General features: G+C 72.2%; 23 protein-coding genes and 1 riboswitch. Of the genes, 13 read left to right on the top strand and 10 right to left on the bottom strand.

What is annotated here, in order from left to right; all coding sequences use genetic code 11:
- Positions 1–3 precede the first annotated feature (3 nt).
- Complete coding sequence (gene eccD / locus ABGB10_RS21040; protein ID WP_347662583.1) at positions 4–1,470, bottom strand: type VII secretion integral membrane protein EccD; 1,467 nt, start codon at positions 1,468–1,470, stop codon at positions 4–6.
- 98 nt (positions 1,471–1,568) lie between these two features.
- On the opposite strand from eccD, the gene eccCa reads away from it, so the two are divergent.
- From eccCa to ABGB10_RS21025, 3 genes are all read left to right on the top strand, one after another.
- On the top strand, positions 1,569–5,534 hold the full coding sequence (eccCa, locus tag ABGB10_RS21035) for a type VII secretion protein EccCa (protein WP_347662582.1): 3,966 nt from the start codon (positions 1,569–1,571) through the stop codon (positions 5,532–5,534).
- 205 nt (positions 5,535–5,739) lie between these two features.
- Positions 5,740–6,048 carry a WXG100 family type VII secretion target gene (locus ABGB10_RS21030; protein ID WP_088951260.1) on the top strand — a complete coding sequence of 103 codons (309 nt, stop codon included), beginning with the start codon at positions 5,740–5,742 and terminating at the stop codon, positions 6,046–6,048.
- Between the two features lie 25 nt (positions 6,049–6,073).
- On the top strand, positions 6,074–6,352 hold the full coding sequence (locus ABGB10_RS21025) for a WXG100 family type VII secretion target (protein WP_278137156.1): 279 nt from the start codon (positions 6,074–6,076) through the stop codon (positions 6,350–6,352).
- 87 nt (positions 6,353–6,439) lie between these two features.
- Here ABGB10_RS21025 and mycP read toward each other — a convergent pair whose 3' ends face one another.
- Both mycP and ABGB10_RS21015 read right to left on the bottom strand, forming a co-directional pair.
- Entirely contained in the window at positions 6,440–7,672 is a 1,233-nt protein-coding gene (gene mycP / locus ABGB10_RS21020) for a type VII secretion-associated serine protease mycosin (protein ID WP_347662581.1), read from the bottom strand.
- Positions 7,673–7,722: 50 nt separating this feature from the next.
- Positions 7,723–8,049 (bottom strand): MarR family winged helix-turn-helix transcriptional regulator, encoded by a 327-nt coding sequence (locus ABGB10_RS21015; protein WP_347662580.1) that lies wholly within the window; start codon positions 8,047–8,049, stop codon positions 7,723–7,725.
- A gap of 197 nt (positions 8,050–8,246) precedes the next feature.
- Here ABGB10_RS21015 and ABGB10_RS21010 point away from each other — a divergent pair, with 197 nt between their 5' ends.
- On the top strand, positions 8,247–8,960 hold the full coding sequence (locus tag ABGB10_RS21010) for a carbonic anhydrase (protein WP_347662579.1): 714 nt from the start codon (positions 8,247–8,249) through the stop codon (positions 8,958–8,960).
- 54 nt (positions 8,961–9,014) lie between these two features.
- On the opposite strand, the gene ABGB10_RS21005 is transcribed toward ABGB10_RS21010, so the two are convergent.
- Both ABGB10_RS21005 and ABGB10_RS21000 read right to left on the bottom strand, forming a co-directional pair.
- Positions 9,015–10,034: a hypothetical protein gene (locus tag ABGB10_RS21005; protein WP_347662578.1), complete on the bottom strand. Its 1,020-nt coding sequence runs from the start codon at positions 10,032–10,034 to the stop codon at positions 9,015–9,017.
- A gap of 4 nt (positions 10,035–10,038) precedes the next feature.
- A riboswitch (cyclic di-AMP (ydaO/yuaA leader) is annotated at positions 10,039–10,169 on the bottom strand.
- Positions 10,170–10,335: 166 nt separating this feature from the next.
- Positions 10,336–11,706 carry a YibE/F family protein gene (locus ABGB10_RS21000; protein ID WP_347662577.1) on the bottom strand — a complete coding sequence of 457 codons (1,371 nt, stop codon included), beginning with the start codon at positions 11,704–11,706 and terminating at the stop codon, positions 10,336–10,338.
- Positions 11,707–12,182: 476 nt separating this feature from the next.
- Between ABGB10_RS21000 and ABGB10_RS20995 the strand changes: the two genes are divergently transcribed.
- Positions 12,183–14,138: a copper-translocating P-type ATPase gene (locus ABGB10_RS20995; RefSeq protein ID WP_347662697.1), complete on the top strand. Its 1,956-nt coding sequence runs from the start codon at positions 12,183–12,185 to the stop codon at positions 14,136–14,138.
- A 6-nt stretch (positions 14,139–14,144) separates the two neighbouring features.
- Here ABGB10_RS20995 and ABGB10_RS20990 read toward each other — a convergent pair whose 3' ends face one another.
- Positions 14,145–14,441, bottom strand: a complete 297-nt coding sequence (locus tag ABGB10_RS20990) for a metal-sensitive transcriptional regulator (RefSeq protein WP_139583992.1) — start codon at positions 14,439–14,441, stop codon at positions 14,145–14,147.
- 90 nt (positions 14,442–14,531) lie between these two features.
- Between ABGB10_RS20990 and ABGB10_RS20985 the strand changes: the two genes are divergently transcribed.
- The 7 genes from ABGB10_RS20985 to ABGB10_RS20955 all read left to right on the top strand — a co-directional run bounded on the left by ABGB10_RS20985 (position 14,532) and on the right by ABGB10_RS20955 (position 20,585).
- The gene (locus tag ABGB10_RS20985; protein ID WP_347662576.1) at positions 14,532–14,741 is read left to right on the top strand and encodes a cation transporter; all 210 of its coding nucleotides are present in this window, start codon (positions 14,532–14,534) and stop codon (positions 14,739–14,741) included.
- 13 nt (positions 14,742–14,754) lie between these two features.
- A complete protein-coding gene (locus tag ABGB10_RS20980) occupies positions 14,755–15,708 on the top strand; it encodes a hypothetical protein (RefSeq protein ID WP_347662575.1) in 954 nt (317 codons plus the stop codon).
- 12 nt (positions 15,709–15,720) lie between these two features.
- A complete protein-coding gene (locus tag ABGB10_RS20975; RefSeq protein WP_347662574.1) occupies positions 15,721–17,970 on the top strand; it encodes a heavy metal translocating P-type ATPase in 2,250 nt (749 codons plus the stop codon).
- Between the two features lie 74 nt (positions 17,971–18,044).
- Positions 18,045–18,218 (top strand): CsbD family protein, encoded by a 174-nt coding sequence (locus ABGB10_RS20970; protein WP_036410891.1) that lies wholly within the window; start codon positions 18,045–18,047, stop codon positions 18,216–18,218.
- Positions 18,219–18,381: 163 nt separating this feature from the next.
- Positions 18,382–18,729, top strand: a complete 348-nt coding sequence (locus ABGB10_RS20965) for a helix-turn-helix domain-containing protein (RefSeq protein WP_347662573.1) — start codon at positions 18,382–18,384, stop codon at positions 18,727–18,729.
- Between the two features lie 5 nt (positions 18,730–18,734).
- Entirely contained in the window at positions 18,735–19,004 is a 270-nt protein-coding gene (locus ABGB10_RS20960) for a hypothetical protein (protein WP_347662572.1), read from the top strand.
- Between the two features lie 123 nt (positions 19,005–19,127).
- On the top strand, positions 19,128–20,585 hold the full coding sequence (locus tag ABGB10_RS20955; protein WP_347662571.1) for an alpha/beta hydrolase: 1,458 nt from the start codon (positions 19,128–19,130) through the stop codon (positions 20,583–20,585).
- 48 nt (positions 20,586–20,633) lie between these two features.
- On the opposite strand, the gene ABGB10_RS20950 is transcribed toward ABGB10_RS20955, so the two are convergent.
- Positions 20,634–21,275, bottom strand: coding sequence for a class I SAM-dependent methyltransferase (locus ABGB10_RS20950; protein ID WP_347662569.1), 642 nt, complete (start codon positions 21,273–21,275; stop codon positions 20,634–20,636).
- A gap of 85 nt (positions 21,276–21,360) precedes the next feature.
- Here ABGB10_RS20950 and ABGB10_RS20945 point away from each other — a divergent pair, with 85 nt between their 5' ends.
- On the top strand, positions 21,361–21,945 hold the full coding sequence (locus tag ABGB10_RS20945) for an XRE family transcriptional regulator (RefSeq protein WP_347662696.1): 585 nt from the start codon (positions 21,361–21,363) through the stop codon (positions 21,943–21,945).
- Here the strand turns inward: ABGB10_RS20945 and ABGB10_RS20940 are convergent.
- From ABGB10_RS20940 to ABGB10_RS20930, 3 genes are all read right to left on the bottom strand, one after another.
- Positions 21,942–23,189, bottom strand: a complete 1,248-nt coding sequence (locus ABGB10_RS20940) for a DUF6596 domain-containing protein (protein WP_347662568.1) — start codon at positions 23,187–23,189, stop codon at positions 21,942–21,944. The genes ABGB10_RS20945 and ABGB10_RS20940 overlap by 4 nt on opposite strands.
- Positions 23,186–23,542 carry a YciI family protein gene (locus tag ABGB10_RS20935; RefSeq protein ID WP_221310661.1) on the bottom strand — a complete coding sequence of 119 codons (357 nt, stop codon included), beginning with the start codon at positions 23,540–23,542 and terminating at the stop codon, positions 23,186–23,188. The genes ABGB10_RS20940 and ABGB10_RS20935 overlap by 4 nt, the downstream gene beginning before the upstream one ends.
- Before the next feature lie 191 nt (positions 23,543–23,733).
- The gene (locus ABGB10_RS20930; protein ID WP_347662567.1) at positions 23,734–24,984 is read right to left on the bottom strand and encodes a DUF2786 domain-containing protein; all 1,251 of its coding nucleotides are present in this window, start codon (positions 24,982–24,984) and stop codon (positions 23,734–23,736) included.
- Positions 24,985–25,067 lie beyond the last annotated feature (83 nt).

Here is a 25,067-nt window from a genome sequence, read left to right as displayed (position 1 = left end):
CGGTCAGGGCCGGAGGTTGACGATCCAGCCGTAGAGCCCGCACACCCAGAAGGCGAGCGGGACCAGCGCGATGATCAGCAGGATCTCGGCGATGTCGAGGAGCCGGCCCCAGACCGGCGAGATGCGCTTGCCGGCAACGGTCAGGCCGTAGATCAAGCTGATCACGGCGGCCAGCACCAGACCGCCGAGGACCAGACCGAGCTTGACCGGCAGCGACCCGTCGGTGAAGGTCGCCGCAGCGGCCAGGCCCAGCCCCACGGTGCCGGCGAGCAGCACCGGGGTGCGCTGGGCCCGGCCCAGTAGCGGTCGGGCCCGCAGCAGCGACAGCAGCGCCAGCACCAGGCACAGCAGCACCGCCGCCAGCCGACCGTCGAGGGCCAGCACGAGTTGCGCGCCGAGTACCAGGAGCGCGACCGTCCACAACAGACCGGTCAGGAACTGGTCGGCGCGTTCACTGCGCTGGAGCACCTGCCGGCCGTCCACCGACTCGGTGTCGGTCTTCAGGTCCTCCGGGCCGGTCGGGATCGACGGCACCGGCAGCCGCGCCAGCCGGTAGGCCGTCATCGGCAGCGCCGGGACCACGCCGAACGCCACCGCGGCCACCACCGCGGCGGAGGCCGGCGCGTCGAGGCCGAAGAGCAGGCACAGCAGCGCGCCCAGGGCGATCGCGGCCCCCACCCCGATCGCGGCGAAGAAGAGGGGGTACCGGTCACCGACCGCCAACACGGCGACGGCCCCGGCGACCACCGCGGCGGTCGCCGCCACCAGCACGTGTGGGCTGGCCAGATCGGTCAGCGGCCGGTCTCCGGCGAGCAGCAGCAGGCCGCCGGTGGCGGCGTGCGTCAAGCCGACGATGGCCAGCACCGCGCCGGTCTGACTGTCGCCGGCAGCCCGGGACAGCACCGCCGCGCCGACCAGCAACGCCACCGCGACCAGCAGGGCGGCCAGCGCACCAGGCAGGTGCGGTGGGCCGGCGAAGAGCGCGGCGAGTGCGCCGGCGCCGAACGCCGCCGCCGCGAAGACCACCGCGAAGGACCGGGTCGCACCGGCCTGCCAGGCACCGGGACGTTGGTTGGTCGCGGTGGCGACCGCGTCCACCACATCGTCGAAGACGATCTCCGGTGCGGCGGCGGACCGAGGGTTGAAGTAGAGCACCTCACCGTCGCGGATGCTGAGCTGCGCAGCGGTCCGACCGCCGTCCAGCGGCGCACCGCCCAACCGGGACAGAGCCCAGCCGCCGTGCCGCGCGCCCTCGTCGGCCAGGTCCTCGCCGGCATAACGCAACAGGGTGGGGAGCAGGTCCGCAATCGGCACGTCCGACGGCAGCGCCAGATCCATCCGGGTACGTGGAGCCACGATGGTGATCCGGCTCAGACCACCGGTCGCCGTCTTCGTCGCCACAGTGGCCTCCAGGGTGTGCGTCTGCGATCGGCTGGCCGCGATGCTGCGGTCCGGGTCCACCGCGCCCACGGCAGATTACCTACGATGGCGGGCACGTACGATGCCCACCCGCGGGCTCCGGTCCGCGACGGCACGTCATCAGGGCCGCTTCTGGGGAGGAGACAGCCGTGAGCACGGTGGTGTTCCGCCGGCTCCCGCGTCAGCCGGGGCCGGCCCTACCTCGGGGTGAGGTGCTGCTGGAGTCGCCCCCCGAGCTGCCCGAGCCGACACCCCGCGGCATGGGGCAACTGCTCATGATCCTGCCGATGTTCTGCGGGGTCGGCGCGATGGCCTTCCTCTACGCCGGCAAGGGCGGCGGCATGATGACGTACGTCGCCGGCGGTCTCTTCGGCGTCTCGATGCTCGGCATGGCGATCGGCTCGCTGGCCAACAGCGGTGGCAAGGACAAGGCCGAGTTGAACGCCGACCGCCGCGACTACATGCGCTACCTGGCGCAGATGCGTAAGCGCACCCGGCGCGCCGCCGAGCAGCAGCGGGCCGCGATGGCCTGGCGGCACCCGGAGCCCGACGCGCTCTGGTCGATCGCCGCGTCCCGTCGGCTCTGGGAGCGGCGGATCACCGAGGACGACTTCGGCGAGACCCGGATCGCCCTCGGCCCGCAGCGACTGGCGGTCGAGATCGTCCCGCCGGAGACGAAACCGGTCGAGGACCTGGAGCCGATGAGCGCCATCGCGCTTCGCCGGTTCGTCCGCGCACACTCCACCGTGCCCGAGTTGCCGACCGCGCTGTCGGTGCGCGCGTTCAGCCGGGTGGTGCTGCGCGGCGACCGCGAGCCCGTGCTCAACCTGACCCGGGCGGCGCTCGGCCAACTGGCCACCTTCCACGCACCGGACGACCTGGTGGTCGCGGTTGTCGCCGCGCCGGACCGGCAGTCGTCCTGGGGCTGGGTGAAGTGGCTGCCGCACGCCCACCACAGCGCCCGTACGGACGCGGCCGGCGCGCGCCGGCTGGTCTTCGCCAGCCTGGCCGAGGCCGAGGCCGCGCTGGCCGGTGAGCTGGCGGCGCGACCCCGCTTCGCACCCGAGGCCAAGCCGCTGACCACCGCCGCGCACCTGGTCGTGGTCATCGACGGTGGCGAGGTCTCGCCGACCTGCCAGCTGGTCGGGCCGGGGTTGCTCGGCACGACCGTGATCGACCTCTCCGGGACGGTGCCGCGCGATGCCGGCCGCTGGCTGCTCTGCCTCGACGTGGCCGACGGCAGCTCGCTCGACCTCGTCCGTGGCAGCTCGTCCTCGCCGTTGGGTCGACCTGACCAGCTCAGCGCCGAGGCCGCCGAGGGGCTGGCCCGGCAGATCGCTCCCTACCGGCTGTCCCAGCAGCAGACCAGCAACGAGGAGCCGCTGGCCCGCAGCATGGAGCTACCGGACCTGCTCGGTGTGGGTGACGCCGCTACGGTGGACGTCCAGAACACCTGGCGTCCGCGCGGCCACCGGGACCGGCTGCGCATCCCGCTCGGCGTCGGCCCGGACGGCAACGTGGTCGAGCTCGACTTCAAGGAGTCCGCGCACGAGGGCATGGGCCCGCACGGTCTCGTGATCGGCGCGACCGGGTCCGGCAAGAGCGAGTTGCTCCGTACGGTGGTGGCCGCGTTGGCGGTGACCCACTCGTCGGAGGAGTTGAACTTCGTCCTGGTGGACTTCAAGGGCGGCGCGACGTTCGCCTCGTTGGAGGCGCTGCCGCACACCAGCGCGGTGATCACCAACCTGGCCGACGAGCTGCCGCTGGTCGACCGGATGCGGGACGCGCTCGCCGGCGAGATGGTGCGTCGGCAGGAGTTGCTGCGGGCGGCCGGAAACTACGTCTCGCGCTTCGAGTACGAGAAGGCCCGCGCGGCCGGCGAGCCGCTGGCCCCGATGCCCAGCCTGCTGATCATCTGCGACGAGTTCAGCGAGCTGCTCGCCGCCAAGCCCGACTTCATCGACCTGTTCGTGATGATCGGCCGGCTCGGCCGGTCGCTCGGCGTGCACCTGCTGCTGGCCAGCCAGCGGCTCGAAGAGGGCAAGCTGCGTGGTCTGGACACCCACCTGTCGTACCGGATCGGTCTGCGTACCTTCTCCGCCGTGGAGAGCCGGATCGTGCTCGGCGTGCCGGACGCGTACGAGCTGCCGAACGCCCCCGGTCACGGCTACCTGAAGACCGACACCAGCACGATGCTGCGGTTCCGGGCCGCGTACGTGTCGGGCGCGTACCGGGCGCCGGGGCAGCAGGCCTCCGCCTCGCAGGCGTTGGTGCAGCGTCGGATCGTGCCGTACGGCCTCGACTTCGTTGCGGCCCAGCTTCCGCAGATGCCGGTGGCCACCGCTCCCGAGCCGGAGCAACCGGCCGACGGCAAGGCCGTGGCGATGCTCGACGTGCTGATCGACCAGCTCAAGGGTCGAGGCCGCCCGGCCCACCAGGTGTGGCTGCCCCCGCTGGCCGATCCGCCGGGTCTGGGCGAGCTGCTCGGTGCGCTGGCCGTCGACCCGACCTACGGGTTGTGCACCGCGTCCTGGCCCGGGCGGGGCCGGCTGACCGTGCCGGTCGGTGTGGTGGACCGCCCGTACGAGCAGCGCCGTGACCCGATGATGGTCGAGTTGGCCGGCGCCGGCGGCAACGTGGTCATCGTCGGCCGTTCGCTGAGTGGCAAGAGCACCATGCTGCGTACGCTGCTCGCCTCGCTGGCCCTCACGCACACGCCGCGCGAGGTGCAGTTCTTCTGCCTGGACTTCGGCGGGGGCGCGCTGCGCAGCCTGGAGCGGCTGCCGCACATGGCGGGGGTGGCCGGTCGACGCGACGTCGAGGCGGTACGCCGGACGGTGGCCGAGGTGGTGGCCGTCCTGGACGACCGGGAGACGCGCTTCGCCCAGCACGGCATCGACTCGGTGGCCAGCTACCGCCGTCGCCGGGCCGCTGGGGAGTTCGTCGACGATCCGTTCGGCGACGTGTTCCTGGTGGTGGACGGCTGGAACACCCTGCGCCAGGAGTACGAGGAGCTGGAGCAGACCATCACCACACTGGCCAACCGTGGCCTCGGTTTCGGCGTACACGTGGTGCTCACGGCCGTGCGGTGGGCGGAGATCCGGATCAACATGCGGGATCTGCTCGGCACCAAGCTGGAGTTGCGGCTCGGCGACGCGTCCGAGTCGGAGATCGACCGCCGGGCGGCGACGAACGTGCCGGAGAAGTCGCCTGGTCGCGGCCTGACCCGGGACAAGCTGCACTTCCTCACCGCGATCTCGCGGATCGACGGCCGTCGGGACATCGACGACCTCAGCGAGGCGTCGGTGTCCCTGGCCGGGCACGTGGCGGCGAACTGGCCGGGCCGCCCGGCGCCGAAGGTGCGGCTGCTGCCCCGCCGACTGCCGGTGGGCGAGTTGGCCCGGATCATCGACCGGTCGGTGCCCGGTCTGCCGATCGGTGTCAACGAGTCGGCGCTCGCGCCGGTCTACCTGGATCTGGTCAACGAGCCGCACCTGACGGTCTTCGGCGACGCGGAGTGCGGCAAGACGAACCTGTTGCGACTGATTGCCCGGGGCATCACCGAGCGGTACACACCCGCGCAGGCCCGCCTGGTGATCGCCGACTACCGGCGTGGTCTGCTGGGTGCGGTGGAGGGCGATCACCTGCTGGACTACGCCCCGTCCAACCAGGCGTTTGCGCAGGGGCTCGCCTCGATCCGCAGCGCGTTGTCCAACCGGCTGCCCGGGCCGGACGTGACCACCGCCCAACTGCGTGACCGCAGCTGGTGGAAGGGCCCGGACCTGTACATCCTGGTCGACGACTACGACCTGGTCGCCTCCGGTGGCAGTAATCCGCTCAGCGCCCTGCAGGAGTTGCTGCCGCAGGCACGCGACATCGGTCTGCACCTGATCATCACGCGGCGGGTCGGCGGGGTGTCCCGGGCGCTCTACGAGCCGGTGCTGCAACGGTTGCGTGAGTTGGACTCCCCGGGCCTGCTGATGTCCGGCAACCGGGAGGAGGGCGCGGTCTTCGGGTCGCTGCGGCCGAGCCCGCAGCCACCGGGTCGAGGCACCCTGGTCCGGCGGCGGGACGGCCAGCAGCTGATCCAGACCGCGTGGGCCGAGCCGTCGTGACCGGCACCGGTCTTCGGTAGGAGGTCCTGGGCCGCCTCGGCCCGATTCACCACCATCCATCGGGCGTCGGTGGTCAGGGCTGCGAGGGCTGGTCGGCTTCCGCTACGGTCTTCACTGGAGTGTCCGTCGGTGGGGTGTTGCTGCCTTGCCGCGGGGGAGGGGTGCGGCGGAGCCGCCACCACGAGATGACGGAAGGGTGTGAAGCATGGCGTTCGAGGTCGAAGCAGCGACTCTGCATACCGCCGCGAGTGACGTGCGGTCCACGCGCAGCGAGGTTGACGGCGAGCTGAAGAAGCTGTGGAACGTGGTCGACGATCTGGCAATGGCGTGGAAGGGCCAGGCGTCCACGGGCTTCCAGTCGCTGATGACGCGTTGGAGCGAAGACACCAGCAAGCTGCTGACGGCGATGGACAACATCGCCGATCTGCTCGACAAGTCGGGTACGACGCACCAGGTCAACGACGAAGAGCAGCAGCAGATGCTGGACAAGTTCCACTCTGCTCTCAACCCGTGATCCGCAGCCAGCAGAGGAGGAAGTCGTGACGATCAAAGTTGACTATGCGGTCCTCGAGAGCAGCAACCAGCAGATGCAGGCCATCTCGAAGACCCTTGAGGAAAAGCTCGACACGCTGCGGGCCATGCTGACCAAGCTCCACTGGGACGGCGAGGACCGGGTTGCCTACGAGGCGCACCAGGCGAAGTGGGATGCGGCGGTCCAGGACATCAACCGGATCCTGAACGAGATCGGTGGTGCCGTCGGCATCGCGCGGGAAAACTACCTCACCACCGAGATGAGCAACTCGAAGGTGTGGGGCTGAGCGGTTCGCTGGTGTGGCTCCGGTCCGGTCGACCCGGGCCGGGGCCGCATTGTTTCTGACCCCGGCGAGGTGCTGCCGACCGGCGGGTCAACCGGCGGTCGGTGCGTCGGTGCGTCGGCCGGGGCGCCAACCGCGTTGGCGGCCCCGGGTGACGATCGGCCGCCCGATCAGCAGCAGCACGGTGATCAGCCCGCCCACCAGTGCCGTCCAGACCGCGGCAGCACGTTGCCAGCCCAGCGGGTCGTCCTGCGTCATCGGCGCGGGGATTGCGCTGGCGGGCGGGTTTGCTCGGGTGCCCAGCAGGCTCGACACCGCCCGGTACGGGTTGATCATGCCGTAGCCGATGTCGGCGTTGTGGCCTTCCGGCGGGTTGTCGGCGGTGCGTTCCAGTCGTTCGGCGATCTGTTGTGGGGTGAGGTCCGGGTAGGCGGCCCGGACCAGCGCGGCCGCACCCGAGACGTACGCGGCGGCGTAACTGGTGCCGCCGTTCGGCTCGGCGCGGTAGCCGGCCCCCCGCGGTGCCGGCCCGATGATGTTCAACCCCGGCGCGGCGATGTCGACGTAGTCGCCGCTGATCGAGGTGCCGACGTGACCGCCCGCCTCGTCGACCCCACCGACCGCCAGCACCCCTGGGTACGCGGCCGGATAACCCGGCCTGCTCTGCTGCCCCTCCTCCTGGTTGCCGGCGGCAGCGACCAGCACCACCCGCTTGGCCAGCGCCCGCTCGACGGCGGCGGTGAGTTCCGGGCCGGGAATGGTCGTCAGGGACAGGTTGATCACGTCGGCGCCCTGCGCGACCGCCCAGTCGATCGCGGCGGCGATCTGCTTGGGAAGCTGCGGGTCGTCCGTGTCCCTGAGGTCCGGCAGGACCCGGACGGGGAGGATGCGGGCGGCCGGGGCGATGCCGCTGAACGGGACGCCCGTGCCCTCCCGGCCCGCGATGATGCCGGCGATCATCGTGCCGTGCCCGACGAGGTCGCACTGGCCCTTGTTGGCCGGCAGGTCGTTGAAGTCGCGACCTTCGAGCACCTGGCCGCTGAGCAGCGGGTGGGTTGCGGAGACCCCGGAGTCGATCACCGCCACCGTCACCCCGGCGCCCCGGGACAGCGGCCATGCCGAGGACGGTTCGAGCCGGCGCAGCGCCCACGGCGTCTCTGCCAGGCCCTCCTCGCCCTCGGGACCGCAGGTGGGGGGTGCGGCGGTGGCCGGGGACGGTGCCACCATGCCGGTGCCGAGCAGAACCGCCAGCATTCCACTGAGGACCGCGCGGGTGGCATGGCGGGACGAGGGGGTCGCGCTCAACGGCGGGCATTCGCGCACCCGCAGAGATTACCGCTGTGCCCGTTCGGGCAACGGCCCGGCGACCAGGGTCAGGCCTGGGAGCCGACCTCCGCGGTGGGCGTCTCGGCGAACAGCGCGAGCAGTGCGCCGACCTGGCGGTCGGCTTCGGCGGGATGCCGGAACCGGCCGGCCGGGTTGAGGGTGTATTCGTTGCGCCGTCCGACGCGGGTGCGGTGCAGGTATCCGTCCGCCTCCAGGTCGGCGACAATCGCCTGCGCGGCGCGTTCGGTCACCCCGACCTCGGCGGCGACATCCCGCAGTCGGGCGGTGGGGTCGCGGGCGATGGCCAGCAGAACGTGCCCGTGGTTGGTGAGGAACGTCCAGTTCCGCCCGCTGCCGGTTGACGTGTTCGCCATCGTGTGACCGCCTCTCCGGATGCCCGCTCTCGGTGCGTCGCCCACGGGTCGATTCGGGGTCAACGTATGAAATCTATATCACGCATCCCTTGACGTGTCTTTCGGTGCGTGTGACGGTGGACCCCGAGCCAGCGCCCGCCGCCGGCCCGCCTGAAGCCGTTTGACCAGGTCAGATGCGTCGAGACGAGGTGCGGGGAATGAGTCATTCCGGAACGACGGGCGGGCAGCCAGGGCCGCAGCGGACCACCGACCGGGCACCCGCGCTGAGCGAGCCGGTCCGGGCGTACGCCGAGTTGGTCGCCGGTAACCGGCGCTTCGTCGACGGCGCCCCTCGCCACCCCAACCAGGACGCCGGGCACCGGGCCGCCGTGGCCGACGGGCAGCACCCGTTCGCGGTGATCGTCGGCTGTTCCGACTCCCGCCTGGCCGCCGAGATCATCTTCGATCGCGGGCTGGGTGACCTCTTCGTGGTGCGCACCGCCGGTCACACCACCGGCCCGGAGGTGCTCGGCAGCGTGGAGTACGCGGTGACGGTGCTCGGCACCCCGCTGGTGGTGGTGCTCGGTCACGACTCGTGCGGCGCGGTGCAGGCGGCCCGCGAGTCCGCCGCGACCGGCACCCGACCGCCGGGGCACCTGCCCGCGGTGGTCGACGCCGTGCTGCCCAGCCTGCGCCGGGCCGAGGCCGAGGGTGTGCGGGACATCGACGGCATCGTCGACATCCACATCGCACAGACCGTCGAGACGCTGCTCGGGCAGTCGCCCGTGCTGGCCGACGAGGTGGCGCAGGGGCGGTGCGCGGTAGTGGGTGTGTCGTACCGGCTCGCCGCCGGAGAGGCCCGCCCGGTGACCGCGGTGCCGGCCGGCTTCACGACCCTGGACACCGACCCGGCCGCGCCTGCCGCCGCCTGACACGACGAGGGCCGCTCCGCGACGCGGAACGGCCCTCGTCGAGGATCCTGCGGGTCAGAGCAGCGACATGTGGACGTGGTCGGTGTGGTTCGACGGCCCGCTGTACGAACTCCAGCCGGTCGCCGGGAACCAGATCTGCCGGTTCCAGATCACGTAGTAGATGCCGAGCCGGTCGGCGTTACGGATGAGGAAGGCGGCGACGTTGTTGCCGTACTTCCGGGTGTCATCGTTGTGCCACGGGGCGAAGCCGCTCTTCTGCAGCGACCAGTCGCAGGCGCGGCCCTTCGGGTGCTCCCACGGCCCGCCGGAGCGGTAGCAGCCGACGAACCGGTTGAAGCCGGCCGCCTTGACCTCCTTGTACGCGTGCAGCGTGCGGGGCGTGACGCAACCGGACGTGGTCGGGTCCTTCTCGCTGCACGACTGCGGCTTCCAGTCACCGTCGGCGGTGCGACCCGGGCCGATCTTGGCGACCTTCGAGGTGGCGTCCACCAGGCCGCCGGTGAAGCCCTTGCCGCCGACGAGGGAGAGCGCCTTGTCCGCCTCGCTCTTCCGCTTCGCCATCAGGGCGGTCTGCTTCTGCTGCTCGCGGACCTCCGCGTCGAGGGCCAGCTTGGCCTGCTCGGCGCGGGCCTTCACCGCGTTGACCTCGGCGAGCTTCTTGCCGTTGACCATGTTCAACTCGTCGAGCAGCGAGGCGCGCTGGACGAACGCGTCGGGGGCCTTGCTCTCCAACAGCATCGCGAGCGCGCCGATGCGGCCGGTCCGGTACGACTGGGCGGCGATCTGCCCGACCTGCGGGGTCAGCGCGTCCAGGTCGGCCCGGGCCCGATCGACCTCCTGCGCCAGATCACCCTGCCGCTTCTTGGATTTGTCCAGTTGGGACTTGGCTGCGGAGTAGTCGCGGTTGGCCTGCTCGATGACGTCGGTGAGTAGCTTCGGCTCACCGTCCTCCTCGTGCCCGGACGGGGTGGGAGTCGTCGGGGCGGCGTGGGCCGGGAGGGGCCCGGCGAGCACGGTCAGTGCGGCGATCACGGCCACCACGGGTGTCATCCAGCGGCGTAGGGGTGCCGTCACAATGTTCCCTTCCGTCGACCGCCGACCGGGTTAGCTGACGGGTTCGGGGCGGAAGTGGCCCCTACCGCTGACGCGGATTCACCCCACGTAACTGGGTCCCCGGCTCGCCGGTTGGCGATTGGGCGGTGGCACCGCAGACGCCGCTTCGCGCCTTCATCGGTGACCGGCAGCGAGGTTACCCGAGAGTCGACCAGGTGAGCTACGCCTGGATGCCTACCAAAAGTGTCATTTCGCCATAGCGTTGAGTGACCAGTGACGTGGTTCTCAGGGTGGAGGCCCGATCTGGTCACGCTGAGGAGTGTCACCATGTCGTATCCGTGCTCCTGTTCGGCTCCGGCCACCGGTCGGCGGCGGTGGATGGGGGTGAGGTCCGCGTCGGGTCCGACTCGTCGGGGTGACCCGTTCGCGGTGAGATCAGTGCGGCCAGTGCCTCCGCCCGGTCCGTCTGCGGTCGCGGAGCGGGAGCGTCGGCGGGCGACGTGGCGTCGGTGCGACCGGCGGCGGTCACCACTGCGGCCAGCCCGGTGGTCAGCGGCACCGCGGCGATCAGGCCGAGGGTGGCGACCGCGCTGCGGACGATCTCCTGTGCGAGGAACTCGCTGGTGAGGATCTGCCCGATCGGCCGCGCGTCGGCGGTGAGCAGGAGCAACAGCGGCAGCGACGCGCCCGCGTACGCCAGGACGATGGTGTTGACAGTGGACGCGATGTGCGCTCGGCCGACCCGGGTTGCCGCACGGTACAGCTGCAACCGGGTCAGCCCAGGGTTGGCGTGCGCCAGCTCGGTGACGGTGGCCGCCTGGGTGACCGTGACATCGTCGAGAACTCCGAGCGATCCGATGATGATTCCGGCGAGCAGCAGGCCGTGCAGGTCCACGTCACCCTGGAACATCGACAGAGTGGTGGCCTCCTCGCTGCCGAAGCCGGTGAGGTGGGCCGCTGCGGTGGCGATGGTGGCGAGCACGCCGGTCAACACCAGGCTGCCCAGGGTGCCGAGCACCGCGACCGAGGTCTGTGCCGTGACCCCGTGCGTCAGGTAGAGCACCACGAACATGATCAGAGCGGCGCCGACCACCGCCACCAGCAGGGGTGACTTCCCCGCGCCGATACCCGGCAGCACGAAGGTGAGCAGGATGGCGAAGCTGGCCGCCAACCCGGCGAGCGCGGCCAGTCCCCGCCACCGACCGAACGCGACGATCGCGGCGGCGAAGACCACCGCCAACCACAGCAGCGGGGTGCCCCGCTGGTGCTCGGCGATGTTCCAGTTGCTGATGGTGGGATCGGTGGGGTCGGTCAGCTCGACCAGGATGATCTCGTCGCCGACCTCGACCCGGGGCGCGCCGGGCCCGTCCGGCACCGGCGTGCGTACCTGCTGGCCGGCCGACGGCCCGTCGTCCACGCGGACGTCGACCGTGCCGCAGCGCCCGTCGCCGACGCGCGGTGTGCCCTCGGGGCTCGACGGCGTCGGCGGGCACGGTTCGGTCACCACCCGGGTCACCGTGCCCGGGTAGCGCGGCACGTCCGCCCCGCCGTCGGACTGCGGTGAGTCGCCGCGCGGCCAGAGGAGCGCCGCCGCGACCACCGTGGCGACGAAGAGGGGCACCACGGTCATGACGAGGATCCGTCGGACCCGGGGCGGGGCGGACGGAGCGGGACGGGTGTGGTCGGAACCCAAGGTGAGACTCCCAACGATCCGGTGCGGGGTACGTGTCAGTGGGCCGGTCGGTTCACCGTCACTGTCGAAACCCGGTGGAAGAGCGCGACCGTTCGCCGGCTGACGACCGCTTGGTCACGGACGGTCAGCGCCGGGCCCGACCGGCCAGCCGCGACGCCACCGTGAGGCGGCGCCGGTGCCCGTTCGTGCCTCGGTCCACGGGGGGTCATCGTGGGGAATGCTAACCAGCGAGCCTGGGGGACGCAGGTCGTGACGGAGTGTCGGTGGCCGAACCGCTCGCGTGGCGGTTCCCGGACCGGCATGTTGGAGACATGCCCGCACCGTCACCGCACGACCCTGGACAGCACGACCCTGGACAGCACGCCCCGGCCGCGCCGTCGCGGCACGACGAGCACGCCGGGCACGCCGGGCACGCCGGGCACGCCGGGCACGCCGGGCACGCCGGGCACGACAAGCACGCCGGGCACGATCCCGAGATGTTCCGCCGTCGCTTCTGGGTCTGCCTGGCTCTCACCGTTCCGGTGGTCCTGACCAGCCACCTGGTGTCGGACCAGTTGGGTCTGAGCTGGGACGTTCCCGGCCGCTCCTGGGTGGGCCCGGTGCTCGGCTCGGTGGTGTTCTGGTGGGGCGGTTGGCCGTTCCTCGTCGGTGCGGTGCGGGAGGTGCGGGACCGGACGCCCGGAATGATGCTGCTGGTCGCGATGGCGATCACCGTGGCCTACACGGCGTCACTGGCCACCAGCGTGGGTGCCTTCGACCTGGACTTCTGGTGGGAGTTGGCCGCGCTGGTCACCATCATGCTGCTCGGGCACTGGCAGGAGATGAAGGCCATCGGCCAGGCCCGCGGGGCGCTCGCGGCGCTGGCCGCGTTGCTGCCGGACGAGGCCGAACGGGTCGCGGCGGACGGGCAGGTCGAGGCGGTGCCGGTGTCCGGCCTGCGGGTCGGGGACGTGGTGCTGGTCCGCCCGGGCGGTCGGGTGCCGGCGGACGGTCGGGTCGTCGACGGCAGCGCCGAGCTGGACGAGTCGATGATCACCGGTGAGTCACGGCCGGTCGCCCGGTCGACGGGTGACCGGGTGGTGGCCGGCACCGTGGCGACCGACTCGGCGATCCGGGTCCGCGTCGAGGCGCTGGGTGAGCAGACCGCGCTCGCCGGCATCCAACGGATGGTCGCGCAGGCCCAGGGTTCCGGCGGACGGGCTCAACTGCTGGCCGACCGGTTCGCCGCCGCGCTGTTCTACGTGGCCACCGGCACCGCCGTGCTGACCGTGCTGGTCTGGACCGCGCTCGGTCGACCCGACGAGGCGGTGGTCCGCGCGGTCACCGTACTGGTGATCGCCTGCCCGCACGCGCTGGGTCTCGCCATCCCTCTCGTCGTCGCGCTCTCCACCGCGTTGGCCGCGCGGTCCGGGATCCTGGTCAAGGACCGGTTGGCCTTGGAGCGGATGCGGACCGTCGGTGCGGTCCTCTTCGACAAGACCGGCACGCTGACCCGGGGCGAGCACGTGGTGACCGACACGGTGACGGTGCCGGGTGCCGAGCGGGACGAGGTGCTGCGGATCGCGGCAGGCGTCGAGTCGGACAGCGAACATCCGCTGGCCCGGGCGATCGTGGCGGCGGCCGGGCCGGCCGGCCCGCTCCCGGCCGCCGGGTTCCGGTCGCTGCCGGGTCGCGGCGTGCGGGCGACGATCGACGGTACGGAGTACGCGGTCGGCGGTACGGCACTGCTGCGGGAACTGGGCCTGTCACTCCCGACGGAGCTGGAGGCGGCGACCGGGCGGTGGTCGGCGCGGGGGGCTGCGGTGCTGCACCTGGTGCGGCTGCCGGAGACCGTGCTCGGCGCTTTCGCGCTGACCGACGAGGTGCGCCCGGAGGCGCGGCGGGCCGTCGACGAGCTGCGTGCCGAGGGTGTCCGGACCATCGCCATGATCACGGGTGACGCCCGGCCGGTGGCCGAAGCGGTCGCGGCCGAACTCGGTTTCCGGCCCGGCGTCGACGAGGTCTTCGCCGAGGTGCTGCCGGCGGAGAAGGACGACCGGGTGACCGACCTGCAACGGAGAGGGCTGACCGTGGCGATGGTCGGCGACGGGGTGAACGACGCGCCGGCGTTGGCCCGGGCAGACGTCGGCATCGCGATCGGCGCGGGCACCGATGTGGCGATCGAGTCCGCCGGGGTGGTGCTGGCGTCGTCGGACCCGCGTGGGGTGGGGGCCGTGGTCCGGCTGTCCCGGGCGTCGTACCGCAAGATGCGACAGAACCTGGCCTGGGCGGCGGGCTACAACGTGGTGGCGCTGCCGTTGGCGGCGGGGGTGCTGGCCGGGGCCGGTGTGGCGTTGAGCCCGGCGCTGGCGGCGGTGCTGATGTCCGCGTCCACCATCGTGGTGGCGCTCAACGCGCAGTTGCTCCGCCGGGTCCGCCTCGACCCGGACTGAGAGTCGTCAGCCGCGCTTCATCAGCCGGCCGACCGCCGCCATCATCTCGGTGGCCATCTCGTCGGCCCGGCCCTCGGCCGCCCCCTCGTGCATGCAGTGCCGGGCGTGCCCGTCGAGCAGCCCGAGCGCCACCTTGTCGAGGGCGGCCTGGATCGCGGAGATCTGGGTGAGCACGTCGATGCAGTAGCGGTCGTCGTCGACCATCTTCTCGATGCCGCGGACCTGCCCCTCGACTCGGCGGAGTCGCGCGAGCAGTTGGTCCTTGCTGGCGGTGTACCCGCGGATCGGGGTGGGTGTGGTCATGCCGACCAGGATAGCCTACCCCCTGGGGGTATGGTACGGTCGCTTCCGGTGGGGATACCCCCACCCGGTACCGGTAAGGGAGACGTTTCGATGGTCAACACGACGTACCAGGTGCAGGGCATGACCTGTGGGCACTGCGTCAGCGCGGTCAGCGCCGAGGTCGGTGCCATCGCGGGCGTGCACGACGTCCAGGTCGACCTCGCGGCCGGCCGGGTCACCGTCGACAGCGACCAGCCGTTGGACACCGAGGTCGTCCGGGCCGCCGTCGACGAGGCCGGCTACCACCTCGTCGACGCGTGATCGGAGGGCCGCCATGCGCACTGTGACGAGGTTGGCCGGGTTCGCCGTCGGCCTGGCGGCGGTCTTCGGCGCGACGTACGGGATCGGTCGGGTGGTCGACCGCACACCGGCCGCCGAGAGTCGGCACGACGGTGGCGCTGCTCCCGCGACGGGCATCGACGAGACGGCCGACCGGATCCCCGGCGGCCTGCTCGTCTCCGACCGTGGCTACACGCTCGAAACCGTCGACGCTCCGGCCGACGAGTTCGCCTTCCGGGTCGTCGGGCCGGACGGGCGCCCGGTGACCCGCTACGACGTGGCGCACGACAAGCGCATGCACCTGATCGTCGCCCGGCGGGACCTCTCCGGCTTCCGCCACGTGCACCCCGAACTGACCCCGGACGGCACCTGGCGGGTCGACACCCCGCTGGCCGGCGCCGGGCAGTGGCGGGCGTTCGCCGACTTCGTCCCGACCGGGGGTGAGGCGCTGACCCTGGGTGTGGACGTGACCGTCCCCGGCGAGCTGACCGAACGGCCGCTGCCCGCCCCCTCGACCAGCACCACGGTCGACGGCTACACGGTCACCCTGACCGGCGCGCCGCAGCCCGGCCGCACGTCACCGCTGACCCTGACCGTGAGTCGGGACGGGCAGCCGGTGACCGACCTGGAGCCCTACCTGGGCGCGTACGGGCACCTGGTGGCACTGCGTCGCGGTGACCTGGCATACCTGCACGTTCACCCGGACGGGGCGCCGGGGGACGGGCGAACCCCACCCGGCCCGGCGGTCACCTTCTTCGCCGAGGTGCCGTCGGCCGGCAGCTACCGGCTCTACCTCGACTTCCGGCACGGTGGGGCGGTGCACACCGCCGAGTTCACAGTCGTCACCGGCACCCCACCGGCCGACGCCCCACCCACCGGGGACGACCCGAGCGGACCCGCGCCGACCGGGGACGCCGACCACGGCACCCCCGGGCACGGGCACAACTGACGGGACCAGACGATGACCACCACCAGCAGCAGACCGCTACCCGAGGCACCGAACCGGATCGAGTTGGCGATCGGCGGCATGACCTGCGCCGCCTGCGCCGCCCGGATCGAGAAGAAGCTCAACCGGATGGACGGCGTGAGCGCCACCGTCAACTACGCCACCGAGAAGGCCACCGTCCGGTTCGTCGACGGCGTCACACCGGACGACCTCATCGAGACCGTGCAGAAGACCGGCTACACGGCCGCGCTGCCCAGCCCACCGATCGAAGAGCAGTCGGTGGATCCACTGAAGGGTCCGCGTACCCGACTCTGGGTCTCGGTGGCGCTGAGCGTGCCGGTGGTGCTTCTGGCCATGGTCCCGGCCTGGCAGTTCGACTACTGGCAGTGGCTGTCGTTGACCCTGGCCGCCCCGGTGGTGGTCTGGGGCGGCTTGCCGTTCCACCGGGCCGCCTGGACCAACCTGCGGCACGGCGCGGCGACCATGGACACCCTGGTGTCGCTCGGCACGCTGGCCGCGTTCGGCTGGTCGCTCTGGGCGCTGTTCCTCGGTGACGCCGGCATGCCCGGGATGACCCACCCGTTCCGCCTCGACATCACCCGCACCGACGGCGCCGGCAACATCTACCTGGAGGCAGCCGCCGGGGTGACCGTGTTCATCCTGGCCGGCCGCTACTTCGAGGCCCGGTCCAAGCGCACCGCCGGCGCGGCCCTGCGGGCCCTGCTCGAACTCGGCGCCCGCGAGGTGGCGGTGCTGCGTGACGGGGTGGAGACCCTGATCCCGGTGGACCGGCTCGTCGTCGGTGACCGGTTCGTGGTACGCCCCGGGGAGAAGATCGCCACCGACGGGGTGGTCGACGAGGGCACCTCCGCCGTGGACGCCAGCATGCTCACCGGTGAGTCGGTGCCGGTCGAGGTCGGCCCTGGTGACGGTGTGGTCGGTGCCACCATCAACGCGGGCGGACGGCTGATCGTCACCGCGACCCGGGTCGGTGCGGATACCCAACTCGCCCGGATGGCCGACCTGGTCGAGCAGGCGCAGAGCGGCAAGGCGGCGGTGCAGCGGTTGGCGGACCGGATCTCCGGTGTCTTCGTGCCGATCGTCATCACGCTCTCCGTCGGCACCCTCGGCTGGTGGCTCGGCACCGGAGCTGGCCCGACCGCGGCGTTCACCGCCGCCGTGGCCGTGCTGATCATCGCCTGCCCCTGTGCGCTCGGCCTGGCCACCCCGACGGCGTTGCTGGTCGGCACCGGCCGAGGCGCCCAACTCGGTGTGCTGATCAAGGGGCCGGAGGTGTTGGAGTCCACCCGCCGGGTGGACACCGTGGTGCTGGACAAGACCGGCACGGTCACGACCGGCCGGATGACCCTGGTGGACGTGGTGCCGGCCAGCGGGGAGGACCGGGCCGAGCTGCTCCGGCTCGTCGGCGCGGTGGAGGCCGCCTCCGAGCACCCGATCGCCCGAGCGGTCGCCACGGGTGCCGCCGAGGCCGGTGCGCTGCCGTCGGTGACCGGCTTCCGCAACCTCGAAGGGTTGGGCGTGACCGGCACCGTGGACGGGCGGGTCGTGCTGATCGGCCGAGCCCGACTCCTGCGCGAGCGGCAGATCGACGTACCGCCGGAGGTCGAGTGGGCCGCCAGCGAGGCGGAGGCCGCCGGCCGTACGGCGATCGTCGCCGGCTGGGACGGGCGGGCCCGCGGCGTGCTCGCGGTCGCCGACGTGGTCCGGCCGACCAGCCGGGCGGCGGTTGCCCGGCTGCGTGCGTTGGGGCTCACCCCGGTCCTGCTGACCGGGGACAACACCACCGTGGCCAGAGCGGTCGCGGCCGAGGTGGGCATCGACGAGGTGATCGCCGAGGTGCTGCCGGCCGGCAAGGTCGACGTGGTCAAGCGGCTCCAGGCCGAGGGGCGGTCGGTGGCGATGGTCGGCGACGGGGTCAACGACGCCCCGGCGCTGGCCCAGGCCGACCTCGGGCTGGCCATGGGCACCGGCACCGACGTGGCGATCGAGGCGTCCGACCTGACTCTCGTCCGGGGTGACCTGGACGCAGCGGTGGACGCCATCCGGTTGTCCCGACGCACGCTCGGCATCATCCGGGGCAACCTGTTCTGGGCGTTCGGTTACAACGTGGCGGCCCTGCCGTTGGCCGCCGCCGGTCTGCTCAACCCGATGATCGCCGGTGCCACCATGGCGCTGTCCTCGGTCTTCGTGGTGGCCAACAGTCTGCGGCTGCGCCGCTTTCGTCCGGCCGCTGCCGATCTGTGACGGCGGTAATGGTTGGGCCGGTGACGGCGGGGGTACCTCTGTGGTCGTAGCGACGCTTGCGATGGAGGTTGGCAATGGGTTTCGACGATAAGATCAACAACGCCACCGAGGACGCGACCGGCAAGCTGAAGGAAGGCGCCGGTCGGGCCACCGACAACGAGCAGCTCGAGGCCGAGGGTCGCGCTGACCAGTCGACGGCCAAGCTCAAGCAGGCCGGCGAGAAGATCAAGGACGCTTTCAAGAGCTGACGTACGACGTACCCCGCACGCCGGGCCGGTGATCATCACCGGCCCGGCGTGCTGTGTGTCCGGGCCTTTTTGCCGCCCCTGAGATCCCCCTGATTCCGCTTCCGTCCCGCACCGCCGCGCGTCGGAACCTGCTAACTTTTCTTGGCATGTGCAAGGGCTGGTTATGAGCACCGCTCCACCGCCGACCGGCGACGACCTGATCAGGGTGCTGGCCACCCTGGCCAACCCACATCGGCTGCGAGTCGTCGCCGCGCTGTCCCGCGAGCGTGCGTACGTCAGCGGGCTGGCCCGGCAGCTGGGCATCAGCCGAGCGCTGTTGCAGGTCCACCTACGGAAGCTGGCGGCGGCCGGGTTGGTCACCGCTCGCCTGGAGTTGTCGGAGGACGGGAAGGCCATGAACTACTACGAGGTGGAGCCGTTCGTGCTCACACTCACCCCCGCGGTCATCGCGGCGGCGGTCGAGACGCTGACCGTGCCCGACTCGGCCGAGCAACCAGGAGGGGAACGGTGACCGGGATGAGCGAGCACGACTGGACCGAGGTGGTCGGCGCGATCGGCATCTTCGGTTTCCTGATCAGCGTGGTCACGGTGACCGTCGTGCAGCTCGCCAAGACCCGGCGGGCCCGGTACGAGGCGGACCGCGCGAACGACTACCGCCGGCTCGCCGAGACGGCCGCCCAGGCCCAGGCGGAGAACGCTCGACTGCTCGCGGCGATGGACGGCCGGCTGGGCGGGATGGAGACCCGGATGACCACGCTCGAACGCGTCCTGCGCGAGGTCGACTGACCCGGCGGACGAGAGACCCCGGGCCGTCGAGCGGCTACTCGACGGCCCGGGTGGAAGCAGCATCACCTCGCCCAGTGGGCGGGATTCACCGGCAACACTCCTTCCAGGAGAGGACAGCACCTCATGCTGCGCGTACGCAAATCCGCCGTCGGCTGGGCGGTCGCCCTGGCCCTGACGGCCGCCGGCCTGACCCCGGCGAGCCCGGCCGCCGCCCGACCACAGCCCGGTCCGACGATCGACTGGCGACCGTGTGCCAAGGACGCCACCGCCGAGTGCGGGGCCCTGTCGCTGCCGGTGGACTGGAACCGGCCACGGGGTGAGCGCTTCGAGCTGGAGTTGGCCCGTCGGATCGCCGACCCGGCCACTCGGGAAGGTGCGCTGTTCTTCGGCCCTGGTGGACCGGGTGACAGCGGCGTCGACCGGGTGGTGGACGGCAGTTCCCGGTTCAGCGCCGACCTGCGCCGCCGGTTCGACATCGTCAGCTTCGATCCGCGCGGCACCGGACGCAGCCACCCGGTGATCTGTTCGCGGGACCTGCTCGGCCGGCAACCGCAGGTGATCGCCGACCAGTCCCAGTTCGACGCCACCCTGGCCGACAACGCGTTGCTGCGCGCCGACTGTCGGGCCCGAACGGGAGCGCTCTACGACCACGTGGACACGACCAGTGCTGCCCGTGACCTGGACGCCGTCCGTGCCGCGCTCGGCGAACGGCAGCTCACCTTCCACGGCAGCTCGTACGGCACCCTGCTCGGGCAGCGGTACGCCGAGCTGTTCCCCGGCCGGGTCCGGGCCATGGTGTTGGAGGCCACCATGGACCACAGCCTCGGCACCCGTGCCTTCCTCGACACCCAGGCCGTCACGGCGGAGGGCGCGTTCGACGAGTTCCTGGCCTGGTGTGCCCGCTCCGCCGACTGCGTGCTGCACGGTCGTGACGTGCGGGCGATCTGGGCCGGGCTGCACTCCCGGGCGGAGCGGGGCACACTGACCGACCCGGACCGGGCCGGCGCGGCGCTCGCCCCGTTCGAGCTGAGCCGGCTCGCCCACCGGAAGCTCTACGACACGTGGCGGTGGCCGGGGCTCGCCGAATGGATCGTCAGGCTGGAGGGCGCCGGCGCTCCGAGCGCCAGCACGCTGACCGACGAGGCCGTGGCTCCGTACCCCTTCGCGGTCTTCTGCCAGGACTGGAGCCTGCCGGTCCGCGACTACCGCGAGTACGCCGGACATGTCCGCCGCAGCGGGCAGCTCGCGCCCGACCTGCGCTACCCGCCCGCGCTGTTCGCGCTGGTCACCTGCCTGGGTGCCCCGACGCCGGTCGCCAACCCGCAGCACCGGTTGCGGGTCCGCACCGACCTGCCGCTGCTGATCGCCGGCACCGTGCACGACCCGGCGAGCGGCTACGGCTGGGCTCGTAACGTGGCCCGCCAGTTGGGCCGGCACGGCGTGCTGCTGACCTACCAGGGGTGGGGGCACGGGAGCTACTCCACCAGCCCGTGCGTGCGGCAGACCGTCGACGCCTACCTGATCGACCGGGTGGTGCCGGCCCGGGATGCCAGCTGCCCGGCCGTCGAGCCCGAAGTCTGAGCTCCTGCCTGCCGGCCGTCGGGGAACTCCCGGCGGCCGGCGGTCTGGTCAGGGGCGGCGGGCGGCGCGTACGACGACGTCGTGCAGCGTGTTCTCCTGCCCACCGGGTCCGGTCACCGTGCGGTGGTGCTCCTCGGCGGTGGTGACCTCCCATCCGGCGCTGTCCAGGCCCGCGGTGATGTCCGCGAGCGCGACGGATGCCTCGGCAGGCGGGTGGTGATCGTGCCCGGTGGCGCCCGGCGCGTGCAGGTGCCCGACGACGAGGAGGGTGCCGCCCGGTGCCACCCAGGCGGCGATGCGGTCGTAGAAGGCCAGCTGCGGCATCGCGGGGTGCGCGTAGTGGGTGGTGACGAGATCGAACCGTGTGCCCGGGTCCCAGACCGTCAGGTCGGCCTCCACGAACCGCACCCGGTCGGACACCCCGCTGGTCGTGGCACGCTCGGCGGCACGGGCGAGGGCGACGGAGGCGAGGTCGACAGCTGTCACCTGCCAGCCGTGCGCGGCGAGCCAGACCGCCTCCGCGCCGGTGCCGCACCCGGCGTCCAGTGCCGTGCCCGGCGTCAGGTCGTCGGTCTCCCGGGCCAGGTACGGGTGCGGGAGATTGTCGGTCATGGCGCCGGGACGGTCGTGGTGCGCCTGGTGCCAGTGCCGGTCCCAGTAGTCCTTGTCGAATTCGTGCTGCTCGGTCATCTGGTCGCTCCTCCGCGTGTCGTCAACGACTGTGACCGGCACCGGAACGATCCGCAAAGCTTGTTGCCGAATGGCAAAATGGGGCATGGCCGAGAACCAGGACCGCACCCTCGACGCTGTCGGCCCGAGGTTGAAGCACCTCCGGCTCCGCCGCGACAGCACACTCAACGAGCTCGCCGCGGAGACCGGCATCTCCGCCAGCACGCTGTCCCGGCTCGAAGCCGGCCTGCGACGCCCGACGCTCGAGCAACTCCTCCCGCTCGCCCGCGTCCACGGCGTGACGCTCGACGAACTCGTCGGCGCGCCGCCAACCGGCGACCCCCGGATCAACCTGCGCCCCATCGCCAACAGCGACGGGTCGACAGTCCTGCCCCTGACCCGCCGGCCCGGGGGGATCCAGGCCTACAAGTTCGTCCTGCCGACCGGGTCCGACGACCGCGTACCCGACCTGCGCACCCACGAGGGCTACGACTGGGTCTTCGTCCTCAACGGCACGTTGCGACTCGTCCTCGGCGAGCACAACCTCATCCTCAAGGTCGGCGAAGCCGCGGAGTTCGACACCCGCACCCCGCACTGGTTCGGGGCGACCAGCTCCGGTCCGGTCGAGTTCCTCAGTCTGATCGGCAAGCAGGGCGAACGCGCACACGTCCGCGCCGCCCCGAAGACCTAACCCGTCAGGCGGGCGGCCCGCAGCTCCAGGTAGCGCTGCTCGGGCAGGCTCGTGGTGCCGCGTGCCGCCGCCAGGTACGCGTCCCGCGCCGCCCCCGGTTCACCGGCCAGCTCCAGCAGGTGCGCCCGGACGGCGGCGAGCCGATGGTGCCCGGCGGTGCGCTCGTCGGTGTCCAGCTCGGTGAGCAGGTCGAGCCCGGCACGAGGCCCCTCCACCATGGCCACTGCCACCGCCTGGTTGAGGGTGACCATCGGGTTCGGGGCGATCCGGGCCAGCAGCCGGTAGAGCGCGACGATCTGCCGCCAGTCCGTCTCCGCCGCCGTCGACGCCTCGGCGTGCACTGCGGCGATCGCCGCCTGGAGCTGGTACGGGCCGGGCGGCGACCAGGTCAACGCCTCCGTGATCAGGTTGATCCCCTCCGCGATGGCGGTGGCGTCCCACCGGGTGCGGTCCTGCTCGGCCAGCGGCACCAACTCCCCGTCCGCGCCGAGCCGGGCCGCCCGGTGCGCGTCGGTGAGCAGCATGAGAGCCAGCAACCCGGCCACCTCACCGTCGTCGGGCAGCAGCCCGTGCAGCATGCGGGCCAGCCGGATCGCCTCGCCGGTCAGCTCGGACCGGTGCAGCTCCGGCCCGCTGGACGCGGTGTAGCCCTCGTTGAAGATCAGGTAGAGCACCCGCAGCACCGTCCGCAGCCGCTCGTCCCGTTCAGCCGGCCCCGGCATGGTGAACCGGGCCCCGGCGGCCTCGATCCGCTGCTTGGCGCGGCGGATCCGTTGACTCATCGTCGCCTCGGGAACCAGGTGCGCCCGGGCGATCTGGGCGGTGCTGAGACCGCCGACCGCGCGCAGGGTGAGCGCCACCTGCGCCGACCCGGGCAGCGCCGGGTGGCAGCAGAGGAATAGCAGCGTGAGGGTGTCGTCGTCGGCCGGAACGGCGGGCTCCGCGTCGGCCGGTGGCGACACCCCGGCGTACGCCGGCTCCCGCAACGCCACCGCCATCTCGCGGTCCCGGCGGGCGCTCTCGCTGCGCCAGTCGTCGGTGAGCCGGCGAGTGGCCACGGTGAGCAACCAGGCGCGCGGATTGTCCGGTACGCCGTCACCGGGCCACTGCGTCGCCGCGGCGAGCAGCGCCTCCTGGACCGCGTCCTCGCACCTGTCGAACTGTCCGTGCCGACGGACCAGCAGGCCGAGGACCTGCGGCGCGAACGTGCGCAGCAGATCCTCGACCGTCCGGTCCCCGGTCACATCTCCGTCCCGGCCTCGTCCATGATCGGGCGGACCTCCATCGCACCGCCGTACCGGACGTCCGGCCAGCGAGCCGCGATCTCGGCAGCCCGCTGCGGGCTGTCGCAGTCGACGGCCAGGTAACCGGCGAACTGCTCCTTGCTCTCCATGAACGGGCCGTCGAGGACCTCGGGGTTGCCGTCCACGAGCCGGACCGTCAACGTCTGCGACGGATTGGCCAACGCCTGGCCGCCGATCAGCTCGCCGGTCTCGGTCAGCTCCTTCATGATCTCGTCGACCTCACCGAAGAGGGCGGTGCGGTCCTGCTCGGTCAGCTCCTCGGTGAAGCCGGGCCGGTTCCAGATCAGCAGCATGTACTTCACGGTGGTGCTCCTCAGGCTCTGGTCGCACCCCGGTCGGGGCGCGGCTCACCGGAGGGTCGGAGCCGTCGCCCCGTTCCCTACGGCTCAGCGAAGAAAACCGCAGAAATCTCCGCCGATGGTGGTCCCACGCCGGTCGGTCGACCACGGTCGGATCAGCGCGGGTCGGGTCAGCGCGGGTCGGATCAGCGCCGGTCGGGCCGGTCGGGCACCTGCCGGGGCTTCCGCCCGCCGCCGACGTCCAACGAGGCCCGGTCGGCGGCCGACGTGCCGGAGGACCAACCCTCGGCGTCCCGGACGCTGAGTCGGTGCCGGGTGACGCCGGGGAAGAGCGTGTCCAGCCGCTCCCGAACCGCCTCACCCCGTGCGGCGAGCACCGGCAACAGCCGCTCCGCCCCGGCCGTCTCGGCCGCCGCCCGGTCCGCCGCCTCGGTGGCCGTACGCAGCCGCTCGCCGATCCGCAGCGCGAACGCGTTGAGGAAGGACTCGTCCCACACCTTCGTCCGCCGCCCCGACCCGGAGCGCCGCTCGGCGCGTCCGCGCAGCATCGCGGCTGTGGCCTGGACCAGCAGTGAGGTGTAGAGCAACTCCACCGCCACGAGATCGGCCGGCCAACCCAGCACGGTGGTGAAGCCGAGGTCGTCGGACCAGACCGCCTCGCACCGGTTCGCCGCCGCCACCTCCTGCACCAGCAGCGCCTTCGCGCCCGCGTACGGGGTGTCGGTGCTCAGGCGTACGCCACCGGGCAGGTCGCCGCGCTCCGCCCCGGCCGCCAGCAGCGCCTCGTCGATGCTGTGCCGGGCGATCAGCTCCTGCGCCTTGGCGGTCAACGCCTCCGCCTCGGCCGGGAAGGTGGTCGACTCGGCCTTGGCCAGCAACGCCCGTACCCGGTCCAGCATCGGCGACCCGCTGCGAGCCCTGCCCGCCGTGCGGGGCAGTGCCGCGCCGCTCGTGCCCGGCGGTGGGCGTAGCACCGCGATCGGCGGCAGGCTCTCCACCAGCGCGAGAGTGTCCACGGCCGCGCGGAGCGCGTCGGCCCGGTCCAGACCCTCCCGGCTGGCCCAGCCGGCCAACACAGTGCCGTCGGCACCGCCGTCGGCGGACACCAGCTCGCGTAGCTGGTCGTCCCACCAGGCCGGGACCGGTTCGGCCTGCGCACGCCGTTGGGCGGCCATCGCGGCGCGGACCAGCCGCGCCGCACGGGCGTCGAGCCGCCGGCCGGTGATCCGGTCCACGTCGACCGGCTGCCAGCCGCGCGGCCAGAGGCGGCTCAGACCGCGGACCAGGCGGCGCAGCACCGCCGCGTCCACGGCCGTGGTGCCGTCCGCCGCGCCGGTGCCGACCATCAGGTGGTCAAGCTGTCGTTCGGCCTCACGTACGTCGGTGCCGCGCGCCGCCGCGAGCGCGTTGGCGACGAGTTCGTCCGCGTCCGGCACGGGCACCTCCTTCTCGGGATCTGGCTGTCGCTGCCCCTCCAGGCTCCATGATCATGCCGCCCGTGGCCGGGGAGTCACGAAAC

The sequence above is a fragment of the Micromonospora sp. B9E7 genome (assembly GCF_039871815.1).
Lineage (GTDB): Bacteria > Actinomycetota > Actinomycetes > Mycobacteriales > Micromonosporaceae > Micromonospora.
Note: the sequence above shows the minus strand (reverse complement) of the source record. Positions and strands in the feature narration are given on the sequence as shown.